General features: G+C 67.5%; 29 protein-coding genes and 2 tRNA genes. 23 read left to right on the forward strand and 8 right to left on the reverse strand.

Annotated elements, in window-relative coordinates; translation table 11 throughout:
• Positions 1-17: 17 nt before the first annotated feature.
• The 7 genes from F573_RS0109945 to F573_RS0109975 are packed head-to-tail and all read left to right on the forward strand — an operon-like array spanning position 18 to position 5,037.
• Positions 18-1,169, forward strand: coding sequence for an MlaE family lipid ABC transporter permease subunit (locus tag F573_RS0109945; RefSeq protein WP_019022463.1), 1,152 nt, complete (start codon positions 18-20; stop codon positions 1,167-1,169).
• 3 nt (positions 1,170-1,172) lie between these two features.
• A complete protein-coding gene (locus tag F573_RS0109950) occupies positions 1,173-1,964 on the forward strand; it encodes an ABC transporter ATP-binding protein (protein ID WP_019022464.1) in 792 nt (263 codons plus the stop codon).
• Positions 1,961-2,992: an MlaD family protein gene (locus F573_RS0109955; protein ID WP_019022465.1), complete on the forward strand. Its 1,032-nt coding sequence runs from the start codon at positions 1,961-1,963 to the stop codon at positions 2,990-2,992. The genes F573_RS0109950 and F573_RS0109955 overlap by 4 nt, the downstream gene beginning before the upstream one ends.
• Positions 2,992-3,624 (forward strand): membrane integrity-associated transporter subunit PqiC, encoded by a 633-nt coding sequence (locus F573_RS0109960; RefSeq protein WP_019022466.1) that lies wholly within the window; start codon positions 2,992-2,994, stop codon positions 3,622-3,624. The genes F573_RS0109955 and F573_RS0109960 overlap by 1 nt, the downstream gene beginning before the upstream one ends.
• Positions 3,624-4,145 (forward strand): glutathione peroxidase, encoded by a 522-nt coding sequence (locus F573_RS0109965; RefSeq protein ID WP_019022467.1) that lies wholly within the window; start codon positions 3,624-3,626, stop codon positions 4,143-4,145. Before F573_RS0109960 ends, F573_RS0109965 begins: the two co-directional genes overlap by 1 nt.
• A complete protein-coding gene (gene tadA / locus F573_RS0109970) occupies positions 4,142-4,669 on the forward strand; it encodes a tRNA adenosine(34) deaminase TadA (RefSeq protein ID WP_019022468.1) in 528 nt (175 codons plus the stop codon). Before F573_RS0109965 ends, tadA begins: the two co-directional genes overlap by 4 nt.
• Positions 4,666-5,037: a hypothetical protein gene (locus tag F573_RS0109975; protein WP_019022469.1), complete on the forward strand. Its 372-nt coding sequence runs from the start codon at positions 4,666-4,668 to the stop codon at positions 5,035-5,037. The genes tadA and F573_RS0109975 overlap by 4 nt, the downstream gene beginning before the upstream one ends.
• Positions 5,038-5,108: 71 nt before the next feature.
• Here F573_RS0109975 and F573_RS0109980 read toward each other — a convergent pair whose 3' ends face one another.
• The 7 genes from F573_RS0109980 to F573_RS0110010 form a co-directional block, all read right to left on the reverse strand.
• Positions 5,109-6,365 (reverse strand): FAD-binding domain-containing protein, encoded by a 1,257-nt coding sequence (locus tag F573_RS0109980; protein ID WP_019022470.1) that lies wholly within the window; start codon positions 6,363-6,365, stop codon positions 5,109-5,111.
• Positions 6,362-7,321, reverse strand: coding sequence for an NAD(P)/FAD-dependent oxidoreductase (locus F573_RS0109985; protein WP_026300880.1), 960 nt, complete (start codon positions 7,319-7,321; stop codon positions 6,362-6,364). Before F573_RS0109985 ends, F573_RS0109980 begins: the two co-directional genes overlap by 4 nt.
• A 6-nt stretch (positions 7,322-7,327) precedes the next feature.
• Positions 7,328-8,101: an SDR family NAD(P)-dependent oxidoreductase gene (locus tag F573_RS0109990; protein ID WP_019589443.1), complete on the reverse strand. Its 774-nt coding sequence runs from the start codon at positions 8,099-8,101 to the stop codon at positions 7,328-7,330.
• A gap of 272 nt (positions 8,102-8,373) precedes the next feature.
• Positions 8,374-9,273: a histone deacetylase gene (locus F573_RS0109995; RefSeq protein WP_019022473.1), complete on the reverse strand. Its 900-nt coding sequence runs from the start codon at positions 9,271-9,273 to the stop codon at positions 8,374-8,376.
• 16 nt (positions 9,274-9,289) lie between these two features.
• Positions 9,290-10,048: a bifunctional 2-polyprenyl-6-hydroxyphenol methylase/3-demethylubiquinol 3-O-methyltransferase UbiG gene (gene ubiG, locus F573_RS0110000; protein WP_019022474.1), complete on the reverse strand. Its 759-nt coding sequence runs from the start codon at positions 10,046-10,048 to the stop codon at positions 9,290-9,292.
• A 236-nt stretch (positions 10,049-10,284) separates the two neighbouring features.
• A tRNA-Thr gene (locus tag F573_RS0110005) sits at positions 10,285-10,360 on the reverse strand.
• 1 nt (position 10,361) lies between these two features.
• Positions 10,362-10,446, reverse strand: a tRNA-Leu gene (locus F573_RS0110010).
• 90 nt (positions 10,447-10,536) lie between these two features.
• On the opposite strand from F573_RS0110010, the gene queA reads away from it, so the two are divergent.
• The 5 genes from queA to secF are packed head-to-tail and all read left to right on the forward strand — an operon-like array spanning position 10,537 to position 15,951.
• Positions 10,537-11,622 (forward strand): tRNA preQ1(34) S-adenosylmethionine ribosyltransferase-isomerase QueA, encoded by a 1,086-nt coding sequence (gene queA, locus F573_RS0110015; protein ID WP_019022475.1) that lies wholly within the window; start codon positions 10,537-10,539, stop codon positions 11,620-11,622.
• The gene (tgt, locus tag F573_RS0110020; protein WP_019022476.1) at positions 11,612-12,727 is read left to right on the forward strand and encodes a tRNA guanosine(34) transglycosylase Tgt; all 1,116 of its coding nucleotides are present in this window, start codon (positions 11,612-11,614) and stop codon (positions 12,725-12,727) included. The genes queA and tgt overlap by 11 nt, the downstream gene beginning before the upstream one ends.
• Before the next feature lie 48 nt (positions 12,728-12,775).
• Complete coding sequence (gene yajC / locus F573_RS0110025) at positions 12,776-13,105, forward strand: preprotein translocase subunit YajC (protein ID WP_018870412.1); 330 nt, start codon at positions 12,776-12,778, stop codon at positions 13,103-13,105.
• Positions 13,106-13,118: 13 nt separating this feature from the next.
• Complete coding sequence (gene secD / locus F573_RS0110030; RefSeq protein WP_019022477.1) at positions 13,119-14,984, forward strand: protein translocase subunit SecD; 1,866 nt, start codon at positions 13,119-13,121, stop codon at positions 14,982-14,984.
• A 16-nt stretch (positions 14,985-15,000) separates the two neighbouring features.
• Positions 15,001-15,951 carry a protein translocase subunit SecF gene (secF, locus tag F573_RS0110035; protein WP_018870410.1) on the forward strand — a complete coding sequence of 317 codons (951 nt, stop codon included), beginning with the start codon at positions 15,001-15,003 and terminating at the stop codon, positions 15,949-15,951.
• Positions 15,952-16,061: 110 nt separating this feature from the next.
• Here the strand turns inward: secF and F573_RS0110040 are convergent, their stop codons facing one another.
• Entirely contained in the window at positions 16,062-16,889 is an 828-nt protein-coding gene (locus tag F573_RS0110040; protein WP_019022478.1) for an inositol monophosphatase family protein, read from the reverse strand.
• A 160-nt stretch (positions 16,890-17,049) separates the two neighbouring features.
• Between F573_RS0110040 and F573_RS0110045 the strand changes: the two genes are divergently transcribed.
• The 11 genes from F573_RS0110045 to ndk all read left to right on the forward strand — a co-directional run bounded on the left by F573_RS0110045 (position 17,050) and on the right by ndk (position 25,271).
• A complete protein-coding gene (locus F573_RS0110045; protein WP_019022479.1) occupies positions 17,050-17,835 on the forward strand; it encodes an RNA methyltransferase in 786 nt (261 codons plus the stop codon).
• Positions 17,836-17,891: 56 nt separating this feature from the next.
• Complete coding sequence (gene cysE / locus F573_RS0110050) at positions 17,892-18,698, forward strand: serine O-acetyltransferase (RefSeq protein ID WP_019022480.1); 807 nt, start codon at positions 17,892-17,894, stop codon at positions 18,696-18,698.
• 60 nt (positions 18,699-18,758) lie between these two features.
• Positions 18,759-19,277, forward strand: a complete 519-nt coding sequence (locus tag F573_RS0110055) for an Rrf2 family transcriptional regulator (protein WP_018870406.1) — start codon at positions 18,759-18,761, stop codon at positions 19,275-19,277.
• Entirely contained in the window at positions 19,277-20,500 is a 1,224-nt protein-coding gene (locus tag F573_RS0110060; RefSeq protein WP_019022481.1) for an IscS subfamily cysteine desulfurase, read from the forward strand. The genes F573_RS0110055 and F573_RS0110060 overlap by 1 nt, the downstream gene beginning before the upstream one ends.
• Before the next feature lie 48 nt (positions 20,501-20,548).
• Positions 20,549-20,956 carry a Fe-S cluster assembly scaffold IscU gene (gene iscU / locus F573_RS0110065; protein WP_019022482.1) on the forward strand — a complete coding sequence of 136 codons (408 nt, stop codon included), beginning with the start codon at positions 20,549-20,551 and terminating at the stop codon, positions 20,954-20,956.
• Positions 20,957-20,963: 7 nt separating this feature from the next.
• On the forward strand, positions 20,964-21,287 hold the full coding sequence (gene iscA, locus F573_RS0110070; RefSeq protein WP_018870403.1) for an iron-sulfur cluster assembly protein IscA: 324 nt from the start codon (positions 20,964-20,966) through the stop codon (positions 21,285-21,287).
• 122 nt (positions 21,288-21,409) lie between these two features.
• Entirely contained in the window at positions 21,410-21,931 is a 522-nt protein-coding gene (gene hscB / locus F573_RS0110075) for a Fe-S protein assembly co-chaperone HscB (protein ID WP_019022483.1), read from the forward strand.
• Between the two features lie 56 nt (positions 21,932-21,987).
• Positions 21,988-23,877, forward strand: a complete 1,890-nt coding sequence (hscA, locus tag F573_RS0110080; protein WP_019022484.1) for a Fe-S protein assembly chaperone HscA — start codon at positions 21,988-21,990, stop codon at positions 23,875-23,877.
• A 3-nt stretch (positions 23,878-23,880) separates the two neighbouring features.
• The gene (gene fdx / locus F573_RS0110085) at positions 23,881-24,219 is read left to right on the forward strand and encodes an ISC system 2Fe-2S type ferredoxin (protein ID WP_019022485.1); all 339 of its coding nucleotides are present in this window, start codon (positions 23,881-23,883) and stop codon (positions 24,217-24,219) included.
• Positions 24,220-24,238: 19 nt separating this feature from the next.
• Entirely contained in the window at positions 24,239-24,442 is a 204-nt protein-coding gene (gene iscX, locus F573_RS0110090) for a Fe-S cluster assembly protein IscX (protein WP_018870399.1), read from the forward strand.
• A 397-nt stretch (positions 24,443-24,839) separates the two neighbouring features.
• Positions 24,840-25,271, forward strand: coding sequence for a nucleoside-diphosphate kinase (ndk, locus tag F573_RS0110095; protein WP_018870398.1), 432 nt, complete (start codon positions 24,840-24,842; stop codon positions 25,269-25,271).
• Positions 25,272-25,452 lie beyond the last annotated feature (181 nt).

Consider the following 25,452-nt stretch of genomic DNA (forward strand, 5'->3'; position numbering starts at 1 on the left):
CGAGTCGGGAAAACGGCATGGACACAGCGTCAGGGGCCCAGCGGCCAGCCTTCCAACATGATGCCACAGACGGGCCGTTCCCCGGTCTGCGCCTTTCGGGCAGCCTGGACACCGCCGCGGTGGAATGGTCCTGGGGCCCGCTGCGCGATCGCGTGCGCCTGCTGGCGCGCGAGGCGGGGGGCGGGACCCTGCCCGTGGATGTCACCGGTCTGAGCTATTGTGACGGCGCCGGGGCCGCCCTGCTGCACGCGCTGGAACGCGATGCCGCGGTCGGGGGGGTGACGCTGGAGCTGGTCGGCGCCACACGCATGGTCGAGGAGCAGCTGGCTCCGTATCGTGAGCTGGATGCGGTGACGCCCGCGCGCGGTGAGGGCCGCAGCGACTGGCGCAGCCGCTGGACGGACGCGGTCGGACAGGTGGGACGCGCGGGCTGGGAGCAGATGGCGTTCATCGGCGAACTGGGCCGTGCTCTGGGGGCGGCGCTGCGCCATCCGCGGCAGGTGCGCTGGGGCGACACCTTTCGCGTGGCCGAGGTTGCCGGGTTCCAGGCTCTGCCCATCGTCTCTTTGATCGCCTTCCTGATGGGCGTGATCCTGGCGTTCCAGTCGGCGATTGCGATGCGTCAGTTCGGCGCGGAGATCTTCGTGGCCAATCTGGTCGCGGTGTCGCTGTTCCGCGAGCTGGGCCCGCTGATGATGGCGATCCTGCTGGCGGGGCGCTCGGGGGCGGCGTTCGCCGCCGAGATCGGGACCATGAAGGTGAACGAGGAGGTGAATGCCCTGCAGACCATGGCCCTGGATCCGGTGCGCTTCCTGGTGGTGCCCAAGGTGCTGGCGGGCATCCTGGTCGCGCCGCTGCTGGCGCTGTACGCCAATCTGATCGGCCTGCTGGGTGCGGCGCTGGTGCTGCAGGGCTTCGGCATCCCGTGGGTTGCGTTTCTCAACCAGGTGACCGGCGCGGTGTCGCTTTCGGATCTGTTCTCCGGATTGTTCAAGGCCGGGGTGTTCGGCCTGCTGGTGGCCAGCGTTGGCTGCCTGCGCGGTCTGCAGACCGGCAACGGCGCGGCGGCGGTGGGCGGCTCCACCACCAGTGCGGTGGTTACGGCGATCATCCTGATCGTGGTGTTCGACGGCCTGTTCGCGGTCCTGTTCTATCACCTGGGGGTGTGAGGCATGGCGCAGTCCGATACGGATCCGGTGATCCGGGTGGAAGGCCTGACCATGGGCTTCGACGATTTCGTGCTGATGCGGGATCTGAACTTCGAGGTCCGCCGTGGCGAGATCTTCGTGATCCTCGGGGGCTCCGGGAGTGGCAAGAGCACGCTGCTCAAGCACATGATCGGGCTGTATGCCCCGCAGGCCGGAAGGATCTGGATCGGCGACGCGGATATTGCCCACGCCGACGGCGAGCGTTTCGAGGCCATCCTGCGGGGCATGGGGGTGATGTATCAGATGGGGGCGCTGTTCGGGTCCATGACCCTGCTGGAAAACGTGCGCCTGCCGCTGGAGGTTCACACCGCTCTGCCGCGTCCGGCGATGGACGCAGTGGCCCGGGCGAAGCTGCAGCTGGTGGGGCTGGGCGCGTTCGCGGATTTCATGCCCTCGGAGATCTCCGGTGGCATGCAGAAACGTGCCGCCATCGCGCGGGCCATGGCGCTGGACCCCTCGGTGCTGTTCCTGGATGAACCCTCGGCCGGGCTGGATCCGATTACCTCGCGCGAGCTGGACCGGTTGATCCGGCGGCTCGCGCGCAGCCTGGGCATGACCATCGTGATCGTGAGCCACGAGCTCGCGAGCATTTTTGCCATCGCCGACCGCGTGATTATGCTCGACAAGGAAACCCGGGGCATCGTCGCCGACGGGGATCCGCGACGCCTGCGCGAGGAGTCGGCACACCCCTGGGTGCGGCGCTTTCTGGGCGGCGACCAGGACGAAGCAGCCAACGGCGAGGAGGCCTCCGCATGAGTGCCCGACAGCATTTCCGGCTGGGCCTGTTCATCCTCGGCGGGCTCGCCTCGCTGGTGATCATCCTGTTGATTGCGACGGCGGGGAATTTCTTCCGACCGTCGATGATGATCGAGACCTACATGGATTCCTCGGTGCAGGGATTGGAGGTCGGCGCCCCGGTGAAATTCCGCGGGGTCCAGATCGGCGAGGTCACCCGGCTGGGTTTCACCTCGGTGGAGTATGAACAGGATGTGCCCCCGGCGGAACGCAAGCGCTACGTGCTGGTGCGCGCGCGCCTGTGGCCGGACCGTTTTGCGACCACGCCGCAGGAAGCCCTGTTCGAGGACGATGTCCTGGAGCAGCTGGTCGAGGCCGGGCTGCGGGTGCGCATGGCGGCCCAGGGCATCACCGGCATGAACTACCTGGAGGCGGACTTCGCCGATCCCGCGGAACACCCGCCGCTGGACCACCCCTGGGATCCGGAGCACGCCTATCTGCCGTCGGCGCCCAGCATCGCCATGCAGTTCATCGAATATGCCGAGAACCTGCTGCAGCGTATCGACGAGATCAACATCGAGGGCGTGGTGGAGAACCTGAACAGCCTGCTGGTCAATCTCGACGACACCGTGTCGAGCATCGACGTGGAGGGCATAGCCGGACGGGCGGACGACCTGATCGGCGAACTGGAGACCACGGCCACCAGCGCCGAGCGCATCATGGAATCCGTCGAGAATCTCCTCGACCATCCCGATACGCAGGCCCTCCCGGGCGAGACCCGCGAGACCATGCGTCAGCTGAGGCGCACCGCGGAACAGGCCGAGATCGGCGAGCTGGTGGCCCGGATCGAGGGTATGGTGGAACGCCTGGATCGTGGCGTGGAAGTGAACGAGGCGAAACTGGCGGAGACCCTGGAAGAGCTGCAGAGCACCACGCGCAGCCTGCGCAGCCTTTCGGAGGACGTGCGGCGCAATCCGGCGGGTACCCTGTTCGGGGCACCGCCGCCGCGCAGTATCATGGACCGGGACAACCGGGGAGAGGAACGCTGATGACACGCGCGCTACTGCTGGCGGTGCTGGCCGCATTCCTGCTGGGGGGCTGCGGCCTGCTGGCCGAACGCGAACCGGTGGAGCGGGCGTGGTTCCTGCTGGAACTGCCGGAAGACACCGGGCCGCCCGCAGCCGATGCCGGGGCGCCCGTGGCGGTGGAGCTGGGCTCGGTGCGAGTGGCCCCCGCCTATGCCGAGAAGGGGCTGGTGTACCGCCTGGGGCCGCACGAGTACGAATCGGACTACTACAACGAATGGTTTCTGCGTCCGGCGGAACAGGTGGAACAGCTGCTGCGCGAACGCTGGGCCCGTGGCGACGGCGCCGTGGTTCTGGTGGACGACGCCCGCGCCGGGCGGGCGGCCGGGCAACCGGTGGTGGAACTGCACGTGCTGGTCACGGCCCTGTACGGTGACCTGGATACGCACAGCGGCCGCGATGCCGCACGCGTGGGGCTGCGGACCCGGCTGGGTGGTGCTGATCGGACCGAGCTGGCGCATTTCGAGGCCACCGAAGCCCTGCAACAACGCTCGCCCCGGGCCCTGGTGGCCGCCCTGTCCCGCGGCATGGCGGCCAGCCTCACGGACCTCGAGGCGGAACTCCAATCCTTCGCGCGACAGGAGGCGGACGGATAATGGCCGACCCGGACCCGCAAGCCACGGTGTATGACTTCGAAGTGACCCGCGCCGACGGCGGGCGGCAGCGGCTCGGCGAGTACCGCGGCGAGGTGCTGCTGATCGTCAACGTCGCCTCGCAGTGCGGTTTCACCCCGCAGTACGAAGGGCTGCAGGCGCTGCAGGATCGCTATGGCGAACGCGGCTTTCGGGTGCTGGGGTTCCCCTGCAACCAGTTCGGTCGCCAGGAGCCGGGCGATGCCGACTCCATCCGGGTCTGCGGTCTGCGCTTTGGCGTGAGCTTCCCGGTGTTCGCCCGCATCGAGGTGAACGGGGAGGGCGCCGATCCGCTGTTCCGCCACCTCAAGACGGCCGGCCCCGGTGCCCTGGGCACGCAGCGGATCAAATGGAACTTTACCAAGTTTCTGGTGGGGCGGGACGGCCGCGTGATCCGGCGCTTCGCCCCCACGCGGCGCCCGCAGGATCTGGCCAGCGCCATCGAACGGGCGCTGGACGAGCCCGCGCCCGCCAGCGCCGCATGAGCGAGCAGGATGACGTGCGCTGGATGGAACAGGCGCTCGCACAGGCCGAGGCCGCAGCCGCAGCCGGCGAGGTGCCCGTAGGCGCGGTGCTGGTGGATGCCGAAGGCAACGCCCTCGCGGCGGCCCACAACGCCCCCATCGCCAGCCGTGACGCCACCGCGCACGCCGAGATCCGCGCCCTGCGCGCGGCCGGGGAGCGTGTGGGCAACTACCGCCTCCCCGGCACCACCCTCTACGTGACCCTGGAGCCCTGTTCCATGTGCGCCGGCGCCATCATCCACGCCCGCGTGGCGCGGCTGGTGTACGCCGCGGCCGATCCACGCACCGGGGCCACCGGCAGTGCCATCGACCTGATCCACCATCCGGCCCACAACCACCGCGTGGCGGTCATCGGCGGCGTGCTGGCCGAACGCGCCGCGACCCAGCTGCGCGACTTCTTCCGCGCCCGTCGGCGCAACACGCCCGCCGTCGGGGACGAAGATGGCGCGCCGCCCGAACCCGATCCGCAAAGGAGAACTTCATGATCCGAATCCGCCACATGCTGCTGGCCCTGCCGCTGGCTGCGGGCCTGCTGGCCACGGCCGTTGCCGCGAACGAGATCCACAGCGTGGAAGCCCTGAACCAGGCACCGGAAGAGCTTGAGGGCGAGACGGTGCGCCTGGAAGGCATCATCGCGCAGGTCAACAAGGACATCATGGGCCGTAATTTCCTGCGACTGGTGGACGGCACCGGCGAGCCCGGCGACTTCATTACCCTCACCAGCCAACAGACCGCCGATCCGGGTGGCCGTGTGCGGGTGGAAGGGGTCTACGTGCTCGACCGGGATTTCGGTGCCGGCTACGTCTACCCGGTCCTGATCGAACAGGCCCGCCTGGAGGATATGGACGACTGAAAACATGCCACCGAGGCGGTGCTGACGCGATGTGACGGCATCGAACAACAGCGCTGTCGGAGTGCCTGGCGCTAAAGGCCGTTCCGGGCGAGCAGTTCCGGGAGCTGGCGCTTGAAGCGGAAGAATCCGTGGGTGGCATGTGGCCAGGCGAGGTCGTCCCAGGTCCGGCGCAGCGGAATGACTTCGATCCCGTCTTCCGCCAGCTCGCGGGCAACGTCATCCAGGGCGTCGGCTAGGGGGCCGACGGGCGTCTCCAGTGTGGCGATGGTGGTCACGCCCGCGGCGGCGCACTGCACCCGGAGTTGCTCTGCATGCAGTTGCGGGAGAACGGTTGCGGGCTGCTGCAGGGCCTCACCCGCGTGCCGCGCCGCATCCTCGGCCAGTGTGTCGACCCAGTGGGTGGTCGTGGCACCAAAGGGCCAGGGGATGTCGGGGTGGCCGCGCCGGGCGACGGCGATTGACGCCACGTCGGTTCCCGCCGGCAACACTTCCTGACCGCTGAAGTCGTCGCCATGCAACAGGAGGAGCACGCGCCGGCCGCGCGGCAGGGTGCGCGGGACCGGGAGGGCGCTGGCGGGAGGCGGGGTCTCGTCGCGGATCGCGGGCGCCTCGGACGCGAGATCCGTCGGGCCGAACCGATTGTCGGTAAAGCGGGCAATGTTGTCGGTCGTCGCGAGGTAGTTCTTGCCCGGCGTCTGGATGCCGGCGACCCAGCGCCAGCTCAGGGTGTTGGAGGCGGGGTCGGCGTCGAGCAGATGGCGCAGGAAGAAGTCCGCCCCCAGGGTCCACGGCAGCCTCAGGGTGAAGATCCAGATCGACGCGAACCACATGCGCGCGTGGTTGTGCAGATACCCTGTTGCGACCAGTTCGCGGGCCCAGTGGTCGAATCCTTCGACTCCGCTGTGTCCGGCCTCGGCCGCGGCAACGCGCTCGCGCAGGCCATCGTCTTCGGCAAGGCGTGACCGTTCGATGTCCCGTTCCGCCAGGAAGGCCCGCCAGACCCCGGGGCGCATCTGCAGCCAACCCTTCCAGTAGGTCCGCCAGAAGACCTCCTGAACGAACTTCTCGGCCGCCTCGGGTGAATGCCGGGCCAGCACCCGCGCGATCACCTCGTGTTCGCTGATGGCCCGGTGACGGATGTAGGGCGAAAGCAGCGACACGTTGTCGCGTTCACCGGGTCCGGGATCGTGGTTGCGCCGGGCCGCGTAGTGATGGCCCGCACGCGGGGCAAAATCCGACAGCCGCTCCAGGGCGGCTGCCCGCGACGGCGGGAAAAGGGCGGCGCGACCGTCCGGGGCTTCGCCGTCGGCGTCGACGACGCCGTTCACGAGCCACCCGTTCGCGGGTCGGGAAGGGTTTCCAGGACCGCGTCTGCGAGGGCCCGACCACTGTCGAATGCCGCCTCTACGCGTGGTCCCAGGGCCCAGTCGCCACAGGCACCCAGACGCTGCCCGGCGTCCCAGAGGCACGGCCGCCCGGCGGCCTGCTCGACCCGCGCGTACAGCCATCGGTGGACCTGATGGTGGAGCAGGCGGGCGGAGCCGAGCAGGGGCCGCAGAGCGGTCAGTAGCGGATGTGCCAGTTGATCCGGGTCTTGCTGGATGTGCTCGCGGGACCAGTCGGGACCGGCGTGGGCCACGAGGGTCTCGGTTTCTGCGTCACGGCCGGGTTTGGTGGCGTTCCGGGCAACCCAGGAAAGTGGCTGGCCGGACAATTCGCACGATGTTTCGTGCAGGTCGGTGGAGCCTTCGACGGCGGCCATCAACGCAATGCAGGGGGCATAACGAACGCCCGCGAGCGCCGCAAAGCCCGTTCCGGCGGTGGCCGACAGTTCGGCGGCCTGCGGTGCGGGCAGGGCGAGCAGGACTGCGTCGAACGGGCCCTCGAGCTCCGCATGTTCAGGCGTCGACTCGACCTGCAGATGCCAGGCACCGTCGGAACGTCGAAGCCGCTCGACCCGGGAGTTGCGCCGCACCTCCAGGGGCGCAGCCAGCGCGCCGGCCGGGGCCGTCATGTCGGGACGGCCGACGTACCGGTCCGTTCCCCACGCCGCCACCGCACCCTGGTCCTGCCAGGCGTGCACCTGGTGGCGAAAGTCTGTGCCACGAGCGGTGAAATACTGGGCCCCGTGATCGAAGCTCAGGCCATCCGTGTGCCGCGTGGCCATGCGTCCGCCGAGGCCCCGGCTCTTCTCCAGCACGAGACAGTCATGGCCGGCATCGTGCAGCCGTCGGGCGGCTGCGAGCCCGGAGATCCCGGCGCCTATGATGGCGATGCGTGCCACCATCCCTCAGCCGCCCGTCGGGACCATGGGGCGCACGCGGGCGAACCCGCCGTCCACCGACAGGACCTGGCCGGTGACCCATTCGGCCTCGTCGGACAACAGCCATGTGACGGCCCGCGCGAGGTCTTCCGCCTGCCCGTAACGCTGCAGCGGATACTGCGCTTCGATCTGCGCCTCGGCACGCGGGGAGGCAAACAGCCGTTCGGTGGCGCCCGTCCGTGTCAGCCCGGGGGCAATCCCGTTGACCCGGATGCCGTGGCCGGCGTAGGTCGCCGCAGCGGCCGGGACCAGGCTGGCGATCGCGCCCTTGGCCATCGCAATCGCCTCGTGATTGGAGACGCCGATCTGGGCGACGACCGAGCTGAACAGAACGGCGCTGCCCCGGGGTTCGTCCGTCTGGAGTCGGGCCTTCACCCAGGCGCGCAGGGTGTAGAAGGCGCTGTCCTGGTTGGCCGCCATGCAGTCGCGATACTGCGCCTGTGTGGTTCGGTGCAACGGGGCCAGCAAGGCGCTGCCGGCACAGTGAGCGAGTTGCGCGGGGGGCTCGCCGAAATGTGCGGAGGCCCGGACCACGGCCTGATCCGCGCCTTCCGCGGTGCTGACATCCGCGACGATGGTGCATGCCTCGAGGTCATCCGGAAGCTGCCCGCGAAGGGCGTCCAGTCCCTCGGCATTGCGCGAGACGAGAGCAACCCGGTCATGGGCGGGATCCAGCGATCGCACAAGCGCGCTCGCCACCCCGCCGGTTGCGCCGGTCACCAGTACTGTTCGTTTGCTCATCTCGCGTGGGTCCTTCGGGGTTTTTTCCGGGTCGATACACAGCGTTCGTCCCGGTTCCGACGGGCGAGTTCAACCGGGGTGTTTGGTGCTCGTCGCGCAGTGCAATCGCCCCGCCTGAATGCGGCGGGGCTGGCCGTCAGGTTCGGCCGATCAGGGCCGGTTCGCTGCCGCAATCGTCACCGATGTCGGTCCAGGCATGCCGCGCGCAGCACGATCCATGATTTCTTGATCCCGGGATTCCCGACTGGGCTCGGGTTCCGGACGCAAGCTTGTCACAGGGAGGCGGCGGTTCGATAAAGAATCGCATGGCGATCCGCCAGGGCCGTGATGTCGCGGTCGTAACCGCCGCCGATCACCGCTGCCACGGGCACGGCCCTCTCGCGACAGACCTGCAGCACATGCCGGTCCCGCGCCTCGAGGCCCGCATCGGTCAGCTCCAGATGCCCCAGCCGGTCCGCCTGGTGCACGTCGACGCCGGCGTCGTAGACCACAAGATCCGGGCGCACGTCGTCGATCAGGGTCGCCAGGGTATCCCGCAGGGTCGCCAGATAGGCATCATCGCCAGTGCCCCGGGCGAGTTCGATGTCGTGGTCGCCGGGCGTCTTGCGCGCCGGGAAATTGCTCCCCGCATGCATGGAGAAGGTCACCACCTCGGGGGTGTCCGCGAAGATGGCGGCGGTGCCGTCGCCCTGATGTACGTCGAGGTCGACGACCAGGACGCGTCGGACCCAACTCCTGGCCCGGGCGTGCGCTGCCGCCACCGCGATGTCGTTGATCAGGCAGTAGCCACTCGCGAATCCCGCGTGGGCATGGTGAGTGCCGCCGGCGGTGTTCAGGGCCAGTCCGTCGCTCAGCGCGGCCTCCACGGTCAGCAGGGTGCCGCCCGTCTCCAGCCGTACCCGCTCCACCAGCGCCTCCGACCACTGAAATCCGCTGCGCCTCTGGGCAGCCCTGCTGGTCTGGCCGGAGAGGAAGGCAGCCAGGTAGGTCGGTGTATGCACGCGGGACAGGGCGCTCCAGGAGACGATATCCGGTTGCACCCATTCGAACGCCGTGTCGGACAGCCCGGTTTCCAGCCGCTCCCGCAGGACCCGGAACTTGGCCATCGGAAACGGATGCCCATCCGGCAGTTCGATCGTGTACCCCGGATGATGGATCAGTTTGAGCGGCATACAGCGAACCGGGCCTTCAGTCGGCGGGCTTTCGTGCCAGCAGCATGTAGTTGACGCTCATGGATCGCGACAGCCACATCCGGCGGGTGAGCGGATTCACCTTCACTCCCGTCTGCGCCACGGGCTCCAGGTCGTCCCGGGCCAGCAGATCGCGTGTTTCGCGGGGCGTGACAAAGCGCTTCCACTGATGGGTGCCCCGGGGCAGGATGCGGAACAGGTACTCGGCGCCGACGATTGCCACCACGAACGAGACCGGATTGCGATTGATGGTGGCCACGAAGGTGTGGCCGCCGGGACGCAGCATGCGGTTGACGCTCGCCATGAACGCGGGCAGGTCCGCCACATGCTCGACCACCTCCATGTTCAGGATCACGTCGAAGGCTTCGCCACGCGCTGCGAGGGCCTCCGCGGTGTTTGTTTCGTACTCGATATCCAGGCCCTGCTCCGCGGCATGCAGCCACGCAGCGGCGATGTTGCGGTCGACGACGTCCACGCCCAGTACATCCGCGCCGTGGCGGGCCATGGCCTCGCTCAGCAGCCCGCCGCCACAGCCGATGTCGAGCATGCGCAGGCCGGCCAGGGGGCGCTCCGCCTCCGCGTCCCGTCCGAGCGAGCGGCAGAGCTGGTCCCGGATGTAATCGCTGCGCAGGCCATTCAGCACGTGGAGCGGCCAGAGTTTTCCGTCCGGTTGCCACCACATCTCGGCCAGAGCGCGGTAGCGTTCCACCTCGGCGGGATCAACGGTTCGGTCGTGTTCCGGATTGGGAGAAGTCATGGGCCGGGTTGCTCGTCATCGGCATCAAGGTCTCTGTCTGACCATATGACGACGGTTTTGATCGCATTCGCTCGTGCGCAGGGTACCCGGCCCGGAAAAAAGAGCGGATATCCGGGGTCTCGGGCGCCGACGTGCAGCCTGATCCGGGGTTTGCCGGTGAGAGCCCGGCCCGAGCGTTGAGGATTTCGTTGCCAGCCCTCGGACGGGCTTGCGAGCCGCCTGAGGTACTGAATAGATGGAGCCGGTGACAGGAGTCGAACCTGCGACCCTCTGATTACAAATCAGACGCTCTACCAGCTGAGCTACACCGGCCTGGTGCCGGGAGTGGGACTCGAACCCACAAGGCCGAAGCCAGCGCATTTTGAGTGCGCCGTGTATACCAATTCCACCATCCCGGCGTGCAGCGCTCGTAGTGTAGCGCACGCAGGGGGTGTGGCAATACGGCCGTGCGGTATCCCGCGAGCCGGGGCATGGTAGGATCGCGCGCCATGCGAGTTGCCGATTTTGATTACGAACTCCCGTCCGAGCTGATCGCGCAGGATCCGTTGCCGGAGCGCACCGGGTCCCGGCTGCTGGTCCTGGAGGGCGAGGAGCCGGAGGATGCCGTGTTCGCGGACATCGGGCGCTGGCTGCGTCCGGGCGATCTGCTGGTCCTCAATGACACGCGGGTGATCCCGGCGCGGGTGTTCGGGCAGAAGGCGAGCGGCGGCCGGGTGGAAGTGCTGTTCGAGCGGGTGCTGGAAGGCGGGCGCGAGGCGCTGGCGATGGTGCGTGCGAGCCGGGCACCCGCCGCCGGAACCCGGCTGCAGCTGGCGGACGGGGCCTTCGAGGTGGAAGTGACCGGGCGCGAGGGGCCGTTCTTCCGCCTGTCGCTGTGTGGCGAAGGAAAGGCGGGCGAGCAGGATCTGCCGGCCCTGTTCCATGCCCATGGTCAGGTGCCGCTGCCGCCGTACATCGAACGTGCGCCGGAGCAGGAGGACACCACGCGCTATCAGACGGTGTTCGCGCGGCGAGAAGGGGCGGTGGCGGCGCCGACGGCGGGGCTGCATTTCGACGACACCCTGCTGCGCGGACTGCGCGACAGTGGCGTGGAGACGGCAACGGTGACGCTTCACGTGGGCGCGGGGACGTTTCAACCGGTCAAGGTGGAGGACACGACGGACCACGAGATGCACGCGGAATGGCTGGAGGTCTCGCCCGAGCTGTGTGCGGCGGTCGCGCGCTGCCGCGAGCGTGGCGGCCGGGTGGTGGCCGTGGGCACGACCTGCGTGCGGGCGCTGGAGTCGGCCGCGGCAGGTGGCGAGCTGGAGCCGTTCACGGGCGATACCCGGCTGTTCATCCAGCCGGGCTATCGCTTCCGCGTGGTCGATCGCATGATCACCAATTTTCATCTGCCGCAGAGCACGCTGCTGATGCTGGTCTCGGCGTTTGCCGGGTATCGGCGGCTGTTTGCGGCCTACGCACATGCCGTGTCGCAGCGCTACCGGTTCTTCAGTTACGGGGATGCGATGTGGCTGGCACCCGGCGATCCGGACGATCAGCCACCGAGCGCGGAGGCTTCCGATGCAGTTTGAACATCTGGGCAGCGACGGGGCGGCCCGCCGCGGCCGGCTGACGTTCCCGCGGGGGGTGGTGGAGACTCCGGCGTTCATGCCGGTGGGAACCTACGGCACGGTCAAGGCGATGACCCCCGAGGAACTCACGGGGCTGGGGGCGCAGATCATCCTGGGCAATACCTTCCATCTGATGCTGCGCCCCGGGACGGAGATCATCCGGGCGCACGGCGATCTGCATGACTTCATGCACTGGGAGGGGCCGATCCTGACCGATTCCGGCGGGTTCCAGGTCTTCTCGCTGGCCGAGATGCGCAAGATCAGCGAGGAAGGTGTGCGCTTCCAGTCGCCGGTGGACGGCTCGAAGGTGCTGATGACGCCCGAGTCGTCGATGCAGGTCCAGCGCGAGCTGGGCTCGGACATCGTCATGATCTTCGACGAGTGCACTCCGTATCCGGCCACGCATGACGAAGCGCGCCGCTCCATGGAGCTCTCGCTGCGCTGGGCGGACCGCTCGCGTCAGGCCCACGGGGACAACCCGGCGGCGCTGTTCGGCATCGTGCAGGGGGGCATGATCCCCGAGCTGCGCCGGGAGTCGGCGGCCGGCCTGCGCTCGATTGGCTTCGACGGCTACGCGATCGGCGGGCTGTCGGTGGGCGAGCCGGAGGACGAGCGGCTTGCCACACTGGACGTGACCCTGCCGGAGCTGCCGGTGGAACAGCCGCGCTATCTGATGGGAGTGGGGCGGCCCGAGGACATCGTGGAGGCGGTGCGCCGCGGCGTGGACATGTTCGACTGCGTGATGCCGACCCGTAACGCCCGCAACGGTTTTCTGTATACCCGCGAGGGGGTCCTGCGGATCCGCAATGCACGGTTCCGCGACGATACCCGCCCGATCGACCCCGAGTGCGGCTGTTACGCGTGTCGCAACTACTCGCGGGCCTATCTCAAGCACCTCGACAAGTGCAACGAGATCCTCGGCTCGCGTCTGGCGACCACGCACAACCTGCATTACTACCAGGACCTGATGCGCGGGATGCGCGGGGCGATTGCCGAAGGGGCAATGGACGCCTTCGTGGCGGATTTCTACGGCCGGCGCGGCATGGACGTGCCTGCTGTGCCATAATTCGCGCCGCCTGTTTGACCGAACCGATTTGCTGAACGGAGAAGCTGCATGGATTTCCTGATTTCCGCCGCCCACGCGCAGGAAGGCCAGGCCGCCGGTGGTGGCCTGATCGAATTCCTGATCATGATCGTGATCTTCTTTGCGATCATGTACTTCCTGATCATTCGTCCGCAGAGCAAGCGGGCCAAGGAACATCGCTCCATGGTCGAGTCCCTGTCGAAGGGTGACGAGATCGTGACCAATGGCGGCATGGCCGGGAAGATCACGGAAGTCGGCGAAAACTTCATTCACGTCGATGTGGCCGATGGCGTGAACGTCGTCGTGCAGAAGCAGTCCGTGCAATCCGTCATGCCCAAGGGTTCCCTGAAAGACCTCTGAAGGCCCGTAGCCGATGCGCAACTCCTATCCGGTGTGGGTGTATGCCCTGATCGTCGTGGTCGTGACGATCGGGCTGCTTTATGCCGCCCCCAACCTGTTCCCCGAAGATCCGTCCGTGCAGATCGACAACCCCATGGCGGGGGAAGTCGAGGAGAACATGGAGGGCGTGATCGGTACCGTGCTTGGTGCCCAGGGCCTGACCCCGATGCGGGCCGAGCGCCGTGACGGCCAGCTGCTGCTGCGGTTCGAAACCGCGGACCAGCAGGCGCGGGCCGCGGAAATCCTGCGGAATTCGCTGGACGACAACCATACGGTTGCGCTCAACATGGCGCCGGCCACGCCCGACTGGCTGCGTGCCATCAATGGCCAGCCGATGTCGCTCGGGCTCGATCTGCGGGGCGGGGTGCACTTCCTGATGGAAGTCGACCTCAATGCGGTGATCGGTACGGCCATCGAACGCTACACCAACGAGCTGCGCCCCCGTCTGCGCGAGGAACGCCTGAGTTTCTCCGCGCTCGAGGATGGCGGTGACGAGTTGCGCATTCGCTTTGCCAGTGACGGCGAGCGCGACGAGGCCGAGAGCTGGCTGAGCAGTGAATACCGCGGCGAGCTCGAGTGGGCCCCGCGCCGGGAGGACGACGACTGGTTGCTGGTCGGCACTCTCGAGGAGGAGCACCTGACTGAACTGCGCCGCCAGGCGCTGCAACAGAACATCTCCACGCTGCGCACCCGCGTGGATGAGCTGGGCGTGGCCGAGCCGCTGATCGCCCAGCAGGGCGAGCATCGCATCGTGGTGCAGCTGCCGGGCGTGCAGGACACCGCGCGCGCCAAGGAAGTGCTGGGTGCGACCGCGACGCTGGAATTCCGCCTGGTGTCCGAAAGCGGGGACCCCATGGAGGCCCGCGAAACCGGCGAGGTGCCTTCCGGGACCCGGCTGTACGAAGAGCGTGACGGCACCCCGGTGCTGCTGCAGCGGCAGGTCATGCTCACCGGGGAGTTCATTACGGACGCCTCGTCCGGCATCGCCGACGATACGGGCGGGCCGGCGGTCTTCATCAATCTCGACGGCCAGGGCGCCCGCATCTTCTCGCGCGTGACCTCGGACAACGTCGGCCGGCTGATGGCCACGGTGTTCATCGAGACCACGATCGAGACCGAGGAAGAAGACGGCGAAATCGTGATGCGCAGCTCGCAGAGCGAGGAAGTGATCAACGTCGCGCGCATCAACGAGCCGCTGGGCGGGCGTTTCCAGATCACCGGGCTGGATTCCACCACTGAAGCGCGCAATCTGGCGCTGCTGCTGCGGGCCGGCGCGCTGGCTGCACCCATGTCGATCGTGGAGGAACGCACGGTCGGCCCGAGCCTGGGTCAGGAGAACATCGACCGCGGGATCCAGTCGGTCATCATCGGCTTCGTGCTGGTCATGCTGTTCATGATCCTGTACTACCGGGTGTTCGGCGTGATCGCCAACGTCGCGCTGGCGCTCAATCTGGTGTTCATCGTGTCGGTGCTGTCGATGCTGCAGGCCACGCTGACGTTGCCGGGGATCGCCGGGATCGTGCTTACGGTCGGCATGGCGGTGGACGCCAACGTGCTGATCTTCGAACGCATCCGCGAGGAGCTGCGCAATGGCATGTCGCCGCAGGCGGCGATCGCGTCGGGCTACGACCGCGCCGTGACCACCATCGCGGATGCCAACGTGACGACCCTGATCGCCGCCGTGGTGCTGTTCATCTTCGGGACCGGCCCGATCAAGGGCTTCGCCATCACGCTGTCGATCGGGATCGTCGCCTCGATGTTCACCGCCATCGTGGTGACTCGGGCCATCGTCAATCTGACCTACGGACGCCAGCCGCGGCTGGCCCGTCTGTCCATTTAAGTCCGGGAGCCGGGGAATGCTGCCGCATCTCAACTTCGCCGAGTCCAACTTCGACTTCCTGGGCAAGCGCCGGGTCACCCTGGTGATCTCGGTGGTGCTGATCCTGCTGTCGGTGCTGATGCTCGCCACCCGCGGGATCAATTTCGGCATCGACTTCACGGGCGGAACCCTTGTGGAGGTCGGTTACCCGGAAGCGGTGGAGCTCGATCCGATCCGGGAAACCATCAACGAGGGCGGATTCCAGGGAGCGCAGGTCCAGACCTTCGGGACCGCGCGGGATGTGCTGATCCGCCTGCCTCCGCGCGAGGACGAGCCGGACGAGGCGGCGCTGTCCAATCAGGTCATGCAGCTGCTGGAGGCCGGTGGCCCGGAAGGTGCCGAACTGCGGCGGGTGGAATTCGTCGGGCCGTCGGTGGGCGAGGAGCTGCGCGAGCAGGGCGGTCTGGCGATGATCTACGCCCTGGTCGGGATCCTGATCTATGTCGCCGTGCGGTTCGAGTGGCGCTTCGCCGCGGGGTCCGTGCTGGCGCTGGTACATGACGTTGTGATCACGCTGGGGATCTTCTCGGCACTGCAGCTCGAGTTCGACCTCGGGGTGCTGGCGGCGGTCCTGGCGGTGATCGGTTACTCGCTCAACGACACCATCGTGGTGTACGACCGCATACGCGAGAACTTCCGGATACTGCGCAAGCAGGGCACCGAGTTCGTGATGAACAATGCGGTCAACAAGACCCTCGCACGAACCATCGTGACCAGTATGACGACCCTGCTGGTGCTGTTCGCGCTGTTCTTCCTTGGCGGGGCGGCTCTGCAGAACTTCTCGGTGGCGCTGATCATCGGTGTCATCGTCGGGACGTACTCCTCGATCTTCATCGCGGCCACGGCGGCGCTGATGCTGGGGGTCGACCGCCAGGTGCTGCTGCCGGTGAAGAAGGAAGGGGCGGACGAGGAGGATGCGACGCCCTGAGAACGCCCTGATTCGGGGGAGGGCAGGGACGGACAAGGAAGCCCGCCCCCACAGGGATATGAGGGCGTGGCTGCGGGAGCAGAGTGGGGCCGATGACCGCCCCGGGCGATTCAGCCTTCGCCGTGCGGGCTTCCGGTCTTGCGTCCCTCCACCTCCGCAGCGTGCAGACGCTGCAGCATCGTTTTCAGGACCTTGGGGTTCCCGGCCACGACATCGCCCTTGCGAAAGATCTCGTTGCCACCCTGCCAGTCACTGGTCAGGCCACCGGCTTCCTGCACCAGCAGCAGTCCCGCTGCCATGTCCCAGGGCTGCAGGCCCATCTCCCAGAAGCCGTCAAAACGGCCGCAGGCGACCCACGCCAGATCCAGCGCCGCGGAACCCGGCCGCCGAATGCCGGCCGTGCCCGGGATCATGTGGCGCAGGGTGCGCAGATAACGTTCCAGGTCCTGCCCCTCGCGAAACGGGATGCCCGTGCCCAGCAGCGCACCTGACAGATCCTTGCGCTGCCCCACGCGGATACGCCGGTTGTTGAGGAAGGCGCCGCCACCGCGTGTTGCGGTAAAGAGTTCTTCCTTGATCGGGTCGTAGACCACCGCGTGTTCCAGGCGCCCCTTCTGTCGCAGGGCGATCGACACCGCGTACTGCGGGATCTCGCGCAGGTAGTTGGTGGTGCCGTCCAGCGGGTCGATGATCCACTCGTGTTCGGCGCCGGTGGCCCCGGGCTGGTTGCCTCCCTCCTCCGCGAGGATCGCGTGGTCGGGGTAGGCCTTCTTCAGCGTCTGGACGATCGCCTGCTCGGCGTTGACGTCGACATCGCTGACCCAGTCGTTGCGGGCCTTCTCGCGGGTGTTGACGCGGTCCGGTCGCCCCCAGGCGCGGGTGGTGATGCGTCCGGCCGCGCGGGCCGCCGATACCGCCGTGTTCAGCATGGGGTGCATGAGGGATCTCCGACATCGCTTGGGAAGGAATCGGGGCCGGCGCACGGACGCCCCCGAAGGTCGCGAACAATACACAACGCATCGGGCCTTTGGAAGTGGTCGGGCTTCCCGCGGCGCGGCGGTGTACAATCGCGCCCGCATGCGAGCGGGCAGGGGCGCCATGGAATCCAGGACAGACGAGCATCGACCGATCGATCCGGGCCCGGGGGCCGCCGCGCGGGTCCGGGTCGTGCTGGTGGGAACGACCCACCCGGGCAATATCGGATCCGCCGCCCGGGCGATGAAGGCGATGGGCATGCGCGACCTGGCGCTGGTGGCGCCGGAGCGCTTCCCGCATGCCGATGCCACCGCCCTGGCGTCCGGTGCCGATGACGTGCTTGCCGGGGCCACGGTGGTCGACACGTTGACCGAGGCGGTCGCCGACTGTCGTCAGGTGGTGGGGACCAGTGCCCGCACGCGCACCCATTCGGTACCCGTGCTGGAACCCGACGGGGCCGCAGCCCGTGTGCTCGGCGGGGCGACGGAGGGGCCGGTGGCACTGGTCTTCGGTCGCGAGCATAGCGGCCTGACCAATGAAGAGCTGGATCATTGCCACGCGTTCGTCCGTATCCCCACCGATCCCGATTTTTCCTCCCTCAATCTCGCCGGCAGCGTGCAGATCATGACCTGGACGGTGCGTCGGGCGGCACTGGCCGGGGCCGGGGAACCGGATGCTGCGGTGCGCCAGGCCTCGGCGGCGGAGCGGGATCCCGCGGCCACCCACGCGGAGCTGGAAGGTCTGTTCGAACATTACGAGAAGACCCTGGAGGCCATCGACGTGCTCGATCCGGAGAATCCGCGGCACACCATGCGCCGGTTGCGGCATCTGTACCTGCGTGCCGAACCCACGGCCTCGGAGGTGCGGCTGTTGCGTGGCATATTGACGCACACCCTGCGGGGCCGGTGAGCGCGGTGTTGCGGCTGTGATACCCTAGCGAATAACTCAGGAATGAGACCGTAACCATGTTCAAGACCCTGCGCGAGGATATCCGCTGCGTCTTTGCGCGCGATCCCGCCGCCCGTAATGCCTTCGAGGTGCTGACGGCGTACCCGGGTCTGCATGCGCTGTGGTTTCATCGTGGCGCGCACTGGTTGTGGAATCACCGCATGCGCTGGCTCGGACGGATCCTCGGTAACTTCGCGCGGCTGCTGACGGGCATCGAGATCCACCCGGGCGCGCGCATCGGGCGGCGCTTCTTCATTGACCACGGGATGGGCGTGGTGATCGGCGAGACGGCCGAGATCGGCGATGACTGCACGATCTACCACCAGGTGACCCTCGGCGGGACCAGCTGGGAAGGCGGCAAGCGCCACCCGACTCTGGGCAACGAGGTCGTGATCGGGGCCGGCGCCAAGCTGCTCGGCCCGATCCATGTCGGTGATCGTGCCCGGGTGGGTTCCAATGCCGTGGTCCTGAAGGACGTGCCGGCCGACGCGACGGCGGTGGGGATTCCGGCGCGGGTGCTGGGGCCGCGCCCGGAGCCGGATCCGCGTTTCCAGCAGGCGGCCAGTCGCATGGGTTTCGACGCCTATGGCGTCACCCGGGACATGCCCGACCCGGTGGCGAACGCCCTGCACCGCATCGTGGATCGCGTCCACGAGCTGGATGACCGCATGGAAAAGGCCTGTCAGGCGCTCAAGCGTGCGGGCATCGACCCGGGCGAGGCGATGGGCGAGGATACCGGCCATCCGCTGGAGCCCTGCGACCTGGAAGGGCTGGAACCGGATGACTGCGAAATCCCGCCCCGCAAACAGCAGGGTAATAGTTGACCTTTTTGATCAGGAATTGCTAGGCTCTCGAGCAACCTGAACAAGAAGGCGCATCGAGCCATGAAACTGACGACCAAAGGACGTTACGCCGTCACCGCCATGCTGGACGTGGCGACCCATACCCGCGAGGGGCCGGTCTCGCTGGCCGAAGTGGCGGGCCGGCAGAAGCTGTCCCTGTCCTATCTGGAGCAGCTGTTCTCGCGTCTGCGCAAGAAGGGGCTGGTGGTGTCCAGCCGCGGCCCCGGCGGCGGTTACGCGCTCAGCCGCGACTCCGCCGAGATCAGCGTGGCCGAGATCATCGTGGCGGTGGATGAGCCGGTGGACGTGACCCGCTGTGGTGGCAAGGCCAACTGCAACAAGCAGTCGCGCTGCCTGACCCACGATCTGTGGGCGGATCTGAGCGATCAGCTCTATGATTTTCTCAGCAATCGTTCGCTGGCCGAGGTGCTGGAGCGCCACGAGGCCAGCGTACAGGCGCGCGAACAGGGCGAACATCCGGTGACGGTGCACGGCTCGACCGGAAAAGAAAACGATCATGCGGGCGCCACGGTGGCGGCCGCGGACAGGAGCAATGCGTGATGAGTGACCTGAAACTGCCGATCTATCTCGACTATTCCTCGACCACGCCGGTGGACGAGCGCGTCGCCGAGGAGATGAAGAAATTCCTGACGCGGGACGGTCTGTTCGGTAATCCGGCCTCGCGGAGCCACAGCTTTGGCTGGGACGCCGAAAAGGCGACGGAAAACGCTCGGGAGCAGGTCGCGGCGCTGGTGGGGGCGGACCCCAAGGAGATCATCTGGACCAGCGGGGCCACCGAGGCCGACAACCTGGCGGTCAAGGGTGCCGCGCACTTCTATCAGCGCAAGGGCAAGCACGTCATCACGGTCAAGACCGAGCACAAGGCGGTCCTGGACCCGGCGCGCCAGCTGGAGCGCGAAGGCTTCGATGTGACCTATCTGGGGGTCGACGACAACGGCCTGGTCGACCTGCAGGAGCTGCAGGACGCCATGCGTGACGACACCATCGTGGTTTCGGTCATGCACGTGAACAACGAGATCGGCGTCATTCAGGACATCGAGGCGATCGGCAACCTGTGTCGCGAACGCGGCATCGTGTTCCATGTGGACGCGGCGCAGTCGACCGGCAAGGTGGCGGTCGACCTGTCGAAGCTCCCGGTGGACCTGATGAGTTTCTCCGCCCACAAGACCTACGGTCCGAAGGGCATCGGCGCCCTGTTCGTCCGCCGCAAGCCGCGCGTGCGGATCGAGGCGCAGATTCACGGCGGCGGGCACGAACGCGGCATGCGTTCCGGTACCCTCGCGCCGCACCAGATCGTGGGCATGGGCGAGGCCTTCCGCATCGCCGGCGAAGAGATGGGCAGCGAGCTGGAACGTATCCGCATGCTGCGCGACCGCCTGTGGGCAGGGCTGGATGACATGGAAGAGGTCTACCTCAACGGCGACAAGGAACGCCGCGTCGCCCATAACCTGAACGTCTCGTTCAACTTCGTGGAGGGCGAGAGCCTGATCATGTCGCTGCGCGACATCGCGGTTTCCTCCGGCTCGGCCTGTACCTCGGCCAGCCTGGAGCCCTCCTACGTGCTGCGCGCCCTGGGTCGCGACGACGAGCTGGCGCACAGCTCGATCCGCTTCTCCATCGGCCGCTACACCACGGTCGAAGAGGTCGACCACACCATCGACATCGTGCACAAGGCCGTTGGCAAACTGCGCGAACTGTCGCCGCTCTGGGAGATGTACCAGGACGGTATCGACCTCAAGAGCATCGAATGGGCGGCCCACTGAGGCCGTCCCGGAACATCCACCCACGGGTACGCGAACAGGAGAGATACCATGGCTTACAGTGACAAGGTGATGGATCATTATGAAAATCCGCGCAATGTCGGCAGCTTCGACAAGAGCGACGAGGCGGTAGGGACCGGCATGGTCGGTGCGCCGGCCTGCGGCGACGTGATGAAGCTGCAGATCAAGGTCAACGACGAGGGCGTGATCGAGGACGCCAAGTTCAAGACCTACGGCTGCGGTTCGGCGATCGCGTCCAGCTCGCTGCTCACCGAATGGGTGCGCGGCAAGAGCCTGGAAGAGGCGAGCCAGATCAAGAACACGCAGATCGCGGAAGAACTGGCGTTGCCGCCGGTGAAGATCCACTGCTCGGTGCTCGCCGAGGACGCGATCAAGGCGGCGATCTCCGACTATCAGGAGAAGCACGACGCCGAGGAACCGGAACAGAAGACGGCCTGAAGACGATATGGCAATCACACTGACCGACAGCGCGGCCGACCGCATCCGGCACTTCCTCGAACAGCGGGGCAAGGGTGTCGGCGTGCGGCTCGGGGTGAGGACCACCGGCTGCTCCGGCATGGCCTACGTGGTGGAGTTCGCCGACGAGGTCGAGGAAACGGACACGGTGTTCGAGGTGGACGGGGTGAAGCTTGTGGTGAGTCCCAAGTCCCTGGTGTACCTCGACGGGACCGAGCTCGACTTTGGCAAGGAAGGCCTCAACGAGGGGTTCCGTTTCAACAACCCGAACGAGAAGGCCCGCTGCGGCTGCGGTGAAAGCTTCAACGTCTGAAGGTACCGGACCAGCGCGGGGTGCGGCGGGATCGTGCGGCTACGGGCGTCCCGCTCACCCCTTTTCTTTGCCGGGCCTGTGGGCCCGGTTTTTCGCTATGGACAAGGAATGACAGTCGGCCGATGAACGATCCGTTTGAACAGTTCGATCTTCCGGTTACCTTCGAGGTGGATCGTGATGCCCTGGAGGAACGGTTCCGGCGCCTGCAGGCGGAGCTTCATCCCGACCGCTTCGTGCGTCAGGGCGATCAGGCGCGGCGCATGGCCGCGGCGATGGCCGCGGACGTGAACGAGGCCCACGATATCCTGGCGAACGACTATCGGCGCGCCCTGCACATCCTCGAGCGGGCGGGATTCGAATTCGATCCCGAACGCGACACCAGCCGGGACATGGGTTTCATCGAGGCCCAGATCGAATGGCGGGAACGCCTGGAAGACGCGGAACGTGCCAGCGATGCCGCGGCGCTGGACGCCCTGGCCGACGAGCTGAACGGGGCGCGGGCCGAGGCGCGCGAGAAAGTCGCCACGGCCCTGGCCGATCCGGAGAAACCGGCGGACGACGCCCGTGATCGGGTGCTCGAGCTGCGATTCTTCGACCGTTTGCTGGAGGAACTCCAGCGAACCCGACAGTCGCTGGCGTCGTAACCGACGCCGGCGGAAGATTCCCCTTCGACCGAGAGCTTCCTCAGGAGCCGAACGCGATGGCGTTATTGCAGATCACCGAACCCGGCGTTGATTCCGCCCCGCACCAGCGTCACCTGGCTGCGGGCATCGACCTGGGCACCACTCACTCGCTGGTGGCGACGGTTCGCAGCGGCGAGGCCGATACCCTGCCCGACGAACAGGGCCGGCACATCCTGCCCTCGGTGGTGCATTATTCGGCGGACGGTGCGCAGGTCGGATACGAGGCGGCGGAGCATGCCGGCGATGATCCGCACAACACCATCGCATCGGTCAAGCGCCTGATCGGCCGCGCGGCATCCGACGTGGCGACGCTCTCGGGCGAGCTGCCGTTCCGGCTGAAGACCGGAGACGGTTCGAGCGTGCCGCGCATCGAGACCGCCGCCGGGGACAAGAGTGCCGTCGAGGTCTCCGCGGATATCCTCGGCAGCCTGCGGGCGCGGGCCGAGGAGAGTCTGGGTGACGAACTGGAAGGCGTGGTGATCACCGTGCCGGCGTATTTTGACGACGCCCAGCGCCAGGCGACCCGTGACGCCGCCCAGCTTGCAGGCCTGAATGTCCTGCGCCTGATCTCCGAGCCGACCGCCGCGGCGGTCGCCTACGGGCTGGACCAGGGCGAGGAAAGCACCATCGCGGTGTACGACCTCGGCGGCGGAACCTTCGACATTTCCATCCTGCAGCTGCGTCGCGGCGTGTTTGAGGTGCTGGCCACCGGCGGCGACTCCGCGCTGGGGGGCGACGACGTGGACCGCAGCGTGGCCGAGTGGCTGCTGCAGCAGGCCGGCATGCAGGGCGAAAGCGATCCGCAACGCCTGCGCCGCGTGACCCTGGAGGCGCGTCGCGCCAAGGAGGCCCTGACCGAGGCCGACAGCACCGAGGTGCGGGTGACGCGCGCCGATGGCAGCGAATGGCAGGGGCAGCTGGATCGTGCCGGCCTGCTGGAACTGGCGCGACCGCTGCTGGACCGCACCCTCGACTCCTGCCGCCAGGTGCTGGCGGATGCCGGTCTGGAGCGCGATGCCATCGACGAGGTGGTGCTGGTGGGCGGGTCGACCCGCATGCCGGCGGTGCGCAAGGCGGTGCAGGAATTCTACGGCCGCGAACCGCGCGCCGGCATCGATCCGGATCGCGTGGTCGCGATCGGGGCCGCCCAGCAGGCCGACATCCTCGCCGGCAACAAGCCGGACACCGAGCTGGTGCTGCTGGACGTGATCCCGCTGTCGCTCGGACTGGAAACCATGGGCGGGCTGGTCGAGTTCATTGTCCCGCGCAATACCACCATTCCGGTCAGTCGGGCGCAGGAATTCACCACCTTCAAGGACGGCCAGACCGCGATGTCGGTGCACGTGGTGCAGGGCGAGCGCGACGTGGTGGACGCCAACCGTTCGCTGGCGCGCTTCACCCTGTCGGGGATCCCGCCGATGGTCGCCGGCGCCGCGCGCATTCGCGTGAGCTTCCAGGTGGACGCCGACGGCCTGCTGAGCGTGACCGCGCGCGAGCAGACCCAGGGCGTCGAGGCCCACGTGGAGGTCAAGCCCAGTTACGGCCTGACCGATGCCGAGATCGAACAGATGTTGCGCGATTCCGCCTCCGCGGCGCGTGACGACATGGAGGCGCGCCGCCTGCGCGAAGAACAGGTGGAGGCCGACCGCGTGCTGGAGGCGCTGAACGCCGCCCTGGAAACCGACGGCGACCGCTATCTGGATGCCGAGGAACGCGCGAACATCGAGAGCGCGCGCGACGCCCTGGCCGAAGAACGCGGCCGGGGCGAGGATCCGGACGCCATCGAGGCCGCGCGCAAGCGCGTCGAGCAGGCCTCCGAGGCCTTCGTCGCGCGCCGCATGAACGACAGCATCCGCCGCGCACTGGCGGGGCACAACGTCTCCGAATACGACGACTCAGGGAACTGACCCATGCCACAGGTGATCTTTCTGCCGCACGAAGAAATCTGTCCGGAGGGCGCCTCCATCGAGGCCGAGCCGGGCATCAGCATCTGCGATCTCGCCCTGAAGAACGGGATCGAGATTGAACACGCCTGCGAGAAGTCCTGCGCCTGCACCACCTGCCACGTGTATGTGCGCGAAGGTATGGACAGCCTCGAGGAGCCCAGCGAGGATGAAGAGGACATGCTCGACAAGGCCTGGGGCCTCGAGCCCGATTCGCGCCTGTCCTGTCAGGCGGTCGTGAGCGATGCGAACCTGGTGGTCGAGCTGCCCAAGTACACCATCAACCAGGTGTCCGAGCACCACTGATCTGCGGGAGAGTGCGGTCATGAAATGGACTGATACCAGCGAAATCGCGATGCAGCTTGCGGATGAGCATCCGGACGTGGATCCGCGCAACGTCAACTTCGTTGACCTGAGGAACTGGGTGGTGGAGCTGCCGGAGTTCGATGATGACCCGGACCGTTCGGGCGAGCGGATCCTCGAGGCGATCCAGCTCGCCTGGATGGACGAGGCGGACGTCGACGACTGAGCGGCGGTACCGGATCGCCGGATCGGCCAGGGGGCTGGCCTCCCACAGGTCGAACCCTGTCCCCGGTGGGAGGCCGGCCCTCCGGCCGATTCCCCGTCCGGCCCATCTACCGCGCCGGATCGGCCAGAGGCTGGCCTCCTGCAGGATTCGTCAGGCATGTGGGAGCGGCCTCGGCCGCGAACGCACGTGCGGGGTCGGCAGGTGCCTGATCGGCCAGAGGCTGGCCTCGTACGGGGCGCGCGGCCGTTGCCGCGCGCCGGCGGGGCCGCTACACTGCGCGCCGCATGTTGCCCCGTGACCGCGTTCGCATCGGGAACCCGCCATCCGGCGGGTTTCGCGTTTGCGGGAGCGGGTGGCGACCCGAGTCGAACCATTGCCCCTACAGGAGAGCCGTCCCATGGCCGAAGAACGTACCCTTTCCATCATCAAGCCCGACGCCGTCTCCAAGAACGTGATCGGCGAGATCTACAGCCGCTTCGAGAAGGCGGGCCTGAAGATCGTCGGCGCGCGCATGATGCACCTCGATCGCGCCCAGGCCGAGCGTTTCTATGAAGTTCACAAGGAACGCCCGTTCTTCAACGATCTGGTCGAGTTCATGATCTCGGGTCCGGTCATGGTGCAGGTTCTGGAAGGCGAGGATGCCATCGCCAAGAACCGCGACATCATGGGCGCGACCAACCCCTCCGAGGCGGCCCCGGGCACCATCCGTGCCGACTACGCGGTCTCCATCGACGAGAACGCGGTGCACGGTTCCGACGCCGCGGACACCGCCGAGCGCGAGATCGCGTTCTTCTTCGGTGATGACGGGGTTTGCCCGCGCACCCGCTGATTGCGAGCCGTATCCGGTGTCGGGGGCTTGATGTGCCCGGCCTCCTGCCGGGACAGGGTTCGGCCCGTTCGACCCGCAGGAGGCCAGCCCCCTGGCCGACCCGGCGTTGCCCGACCGGGCACAGGATGTTCCCCTGGCGCCCGATCGGCCGGAGGGCCGGCCTCCTGCCGATGGGGGTCGC

The organism is Thioalkalivibrio sp. ALE23 (assembly GCF_000378545.1).
GTDB lineage: Bacteria > Pseudomonadota > Gammaproteobacteria > Ectothiorhodospirales > Ectothiorhodospiraceae > Thioalkalivibrio.

Excerpts from the sequence above, each read along its gene's own strand:
- F573_RS0109945 (WP_019022463.1), top strand. The coding sequence starts at position 18 with ATGGACACAGCGTCAGGGGCCCAGCGGCCAGCCTTCCAACATGATGCC.
- F573_RS0109950 (WP_019022464.1), top strand. The coding sequence starts at position 1,173 with ATGGCGCAGTCCGATACGGATCCGGTGATCCGGGTGGAAGGCCTGACC.
- F573_RS0109955 (WP_019022465.1), top strand. The coding sequence starts at position 1,961 with ATGAGTGCCCGACAGCATTTCCGGCTGGGCCTGTTCATCCTCGGCGGG.
- F573_RS0109960 (WP_019022466.1), top strand. The coding sequence starts at position 2,992 with ATGACACGCGCGCTACTGCTGGCGGTGCTGGCCGCATTCCTGCTGGGG.
- F573_RS0109965 (WP_019022467.1), top strand. The coding sequence starts at position 3,624 with ATGGCCGACCCGGACCCGCAAGCCACGGTGTATGACTTCGAAGTGACC.
- tadA (WP_019022468.1), top strand. The coding sequence starts at position 4,142 with ATGAGCGAGCAGGATGACGTGCGCTGGATGGAACAGGCGCTCGCACAG.
- F573_RS0109975 (WP_019022469.1), top strand. The coding sequence starts at position 4,666 with ATGATCCGAATCCGCCACATGCTGCTGGCCCTGCCGCTGGCTGCGGGC.
- F573_RS0109990 (WP_019589443.1), bottom strand. The coding sequence starts at position 8,101 with ATGAGCAAACGAACAGTACTGGTGACCGGCGCAACCGGCGGGGTGGCG.
- F573_RS0109995 (WP_019022473.1), bottom strand. The coding sequence starts at position 9,273 with ATGCCGCTCAAACTGATCCATCATCCGGGGTACACGATCGAACTGCCG.
- ubiG (WP_019022474.1), bottom strand. The coding sequence starts at position 10,048 with ATGACTTCTCCCAATCCGGAACACGACCGAACCGTTGATCCCGCCGAG.
- queA (WP_019022475.1), top strand. The coding sequence starts at position 10,537 with ATGCGAGTTGCCGATTTTGATTACGAACTCCCGTCCGAGCTGATCGCG.
- tgt (WP_019022476.1), top strand. The coding sequence starts at position 11,612 with ATGCAGTTTGAACATCTGGGCAGCGACGGGGCGGCCCGCCGCGGCCGG.
- yajC (WP_018870412.1), top strand. The coding sequence starts at position 12,776 with ATGGATTTCCTGATTTCCGCCGCCCACGCGCAGGAAGGCCAGGCCGCC.
- secD (WP_019022477.1), top strand. The coding sequence starts at position 13,119 with ATGCGCAACTCCTATCCGGTGTGGGTGTATGCCCTGATCGTCGTGGTC.
- secF (WP_018870410.1), top strand. The coding sequence starts at position 15,001 with ATGCTGCCGCATCTCAACTTCGCCGAGTCCAACTTCGACTTCCTGGGC.
- F573_RS0110040 (WP_019022478.1), bottom strand. The coding sequence starts at position 16,889 with ATGCACCCCATGCTGAACACGGCGGTATCGGCGGCCCGCGCGGCCGGA.
- F573_RS0110045 (WP_019022479.1), top strand. The coding sequence starts at position 17,050 with ATGGAATCCAGGACAGACGAGCATCGACCGATCGATCCGGGCCCGGGG.
- cysE (WP_019022480.1), top strand. The coding sequence starts at position 17,892 with ATGTTCAAGACCCTGCGCGAGGATATCCGCTGCGTCTTTGCGCGCGAT.
- F573_RS0110055 (WP_018870406.1), top strand. The coding sequence starts at position 18,759 with ATGAAACTGACGACCAAAGGACGTTACGCCGTCACCGCCATGCTGGAC.
- F573_RS0110060 (WP_019022481.1), top strand. The coding sequence starts at position 19,277 with ATGAGTGACCTGAAACTGCCGATCTATCTCGACTATTCCTCGACCACG.
- iscU (WP_019022482.1), top strand. The coding sequence starts at position 20,549 with ATGGCTTACAGTGACAAGGTGATGGATCATTATGAAAATCCGCGCAAT.
- iscA (WP_018870403.1), top strand. The coding sequence starts at position 20,964 with ATGGCAATCACACTGACCGACAGCGCGGCCGACCGCATCCGGCACTTC.
- hscB (WP_019022483.1), top strand. The coding sequence starts at position 21,410 with ATGAACGATCCGTTTGAACAGTTCGATCTTCCGGTTACCTTCGAGGTG.
- hscA (WP_019022484.1), top strand. The coding sequence starts at position 21,988 with ATGGCGTTATTGCAGATCACCGAACCCGGCGTTGATTCCGCCCCGCAC.
- fdx (WP_019022485.1), top strand. The coding sequence starts at position 23,881 with ATGCCACAGGTGATCTTTCTGCCGCACGAAGAAATCTGTCCGGAGGGC.
- iscX (WP_018870399.1), top strand. The coding sequence starts at position 24,239 with ATGAAATGGACTGATACCAGCGAAATCGCGATGCAGCTTGCGGATGAG.
- ndk (WP_018870398.1), top strand. The coding sequence starts at position 24,840 with ATGGCCGAAGAACGTACCCTTTCCATCATCAAGCCCGACGCCGTCTCC.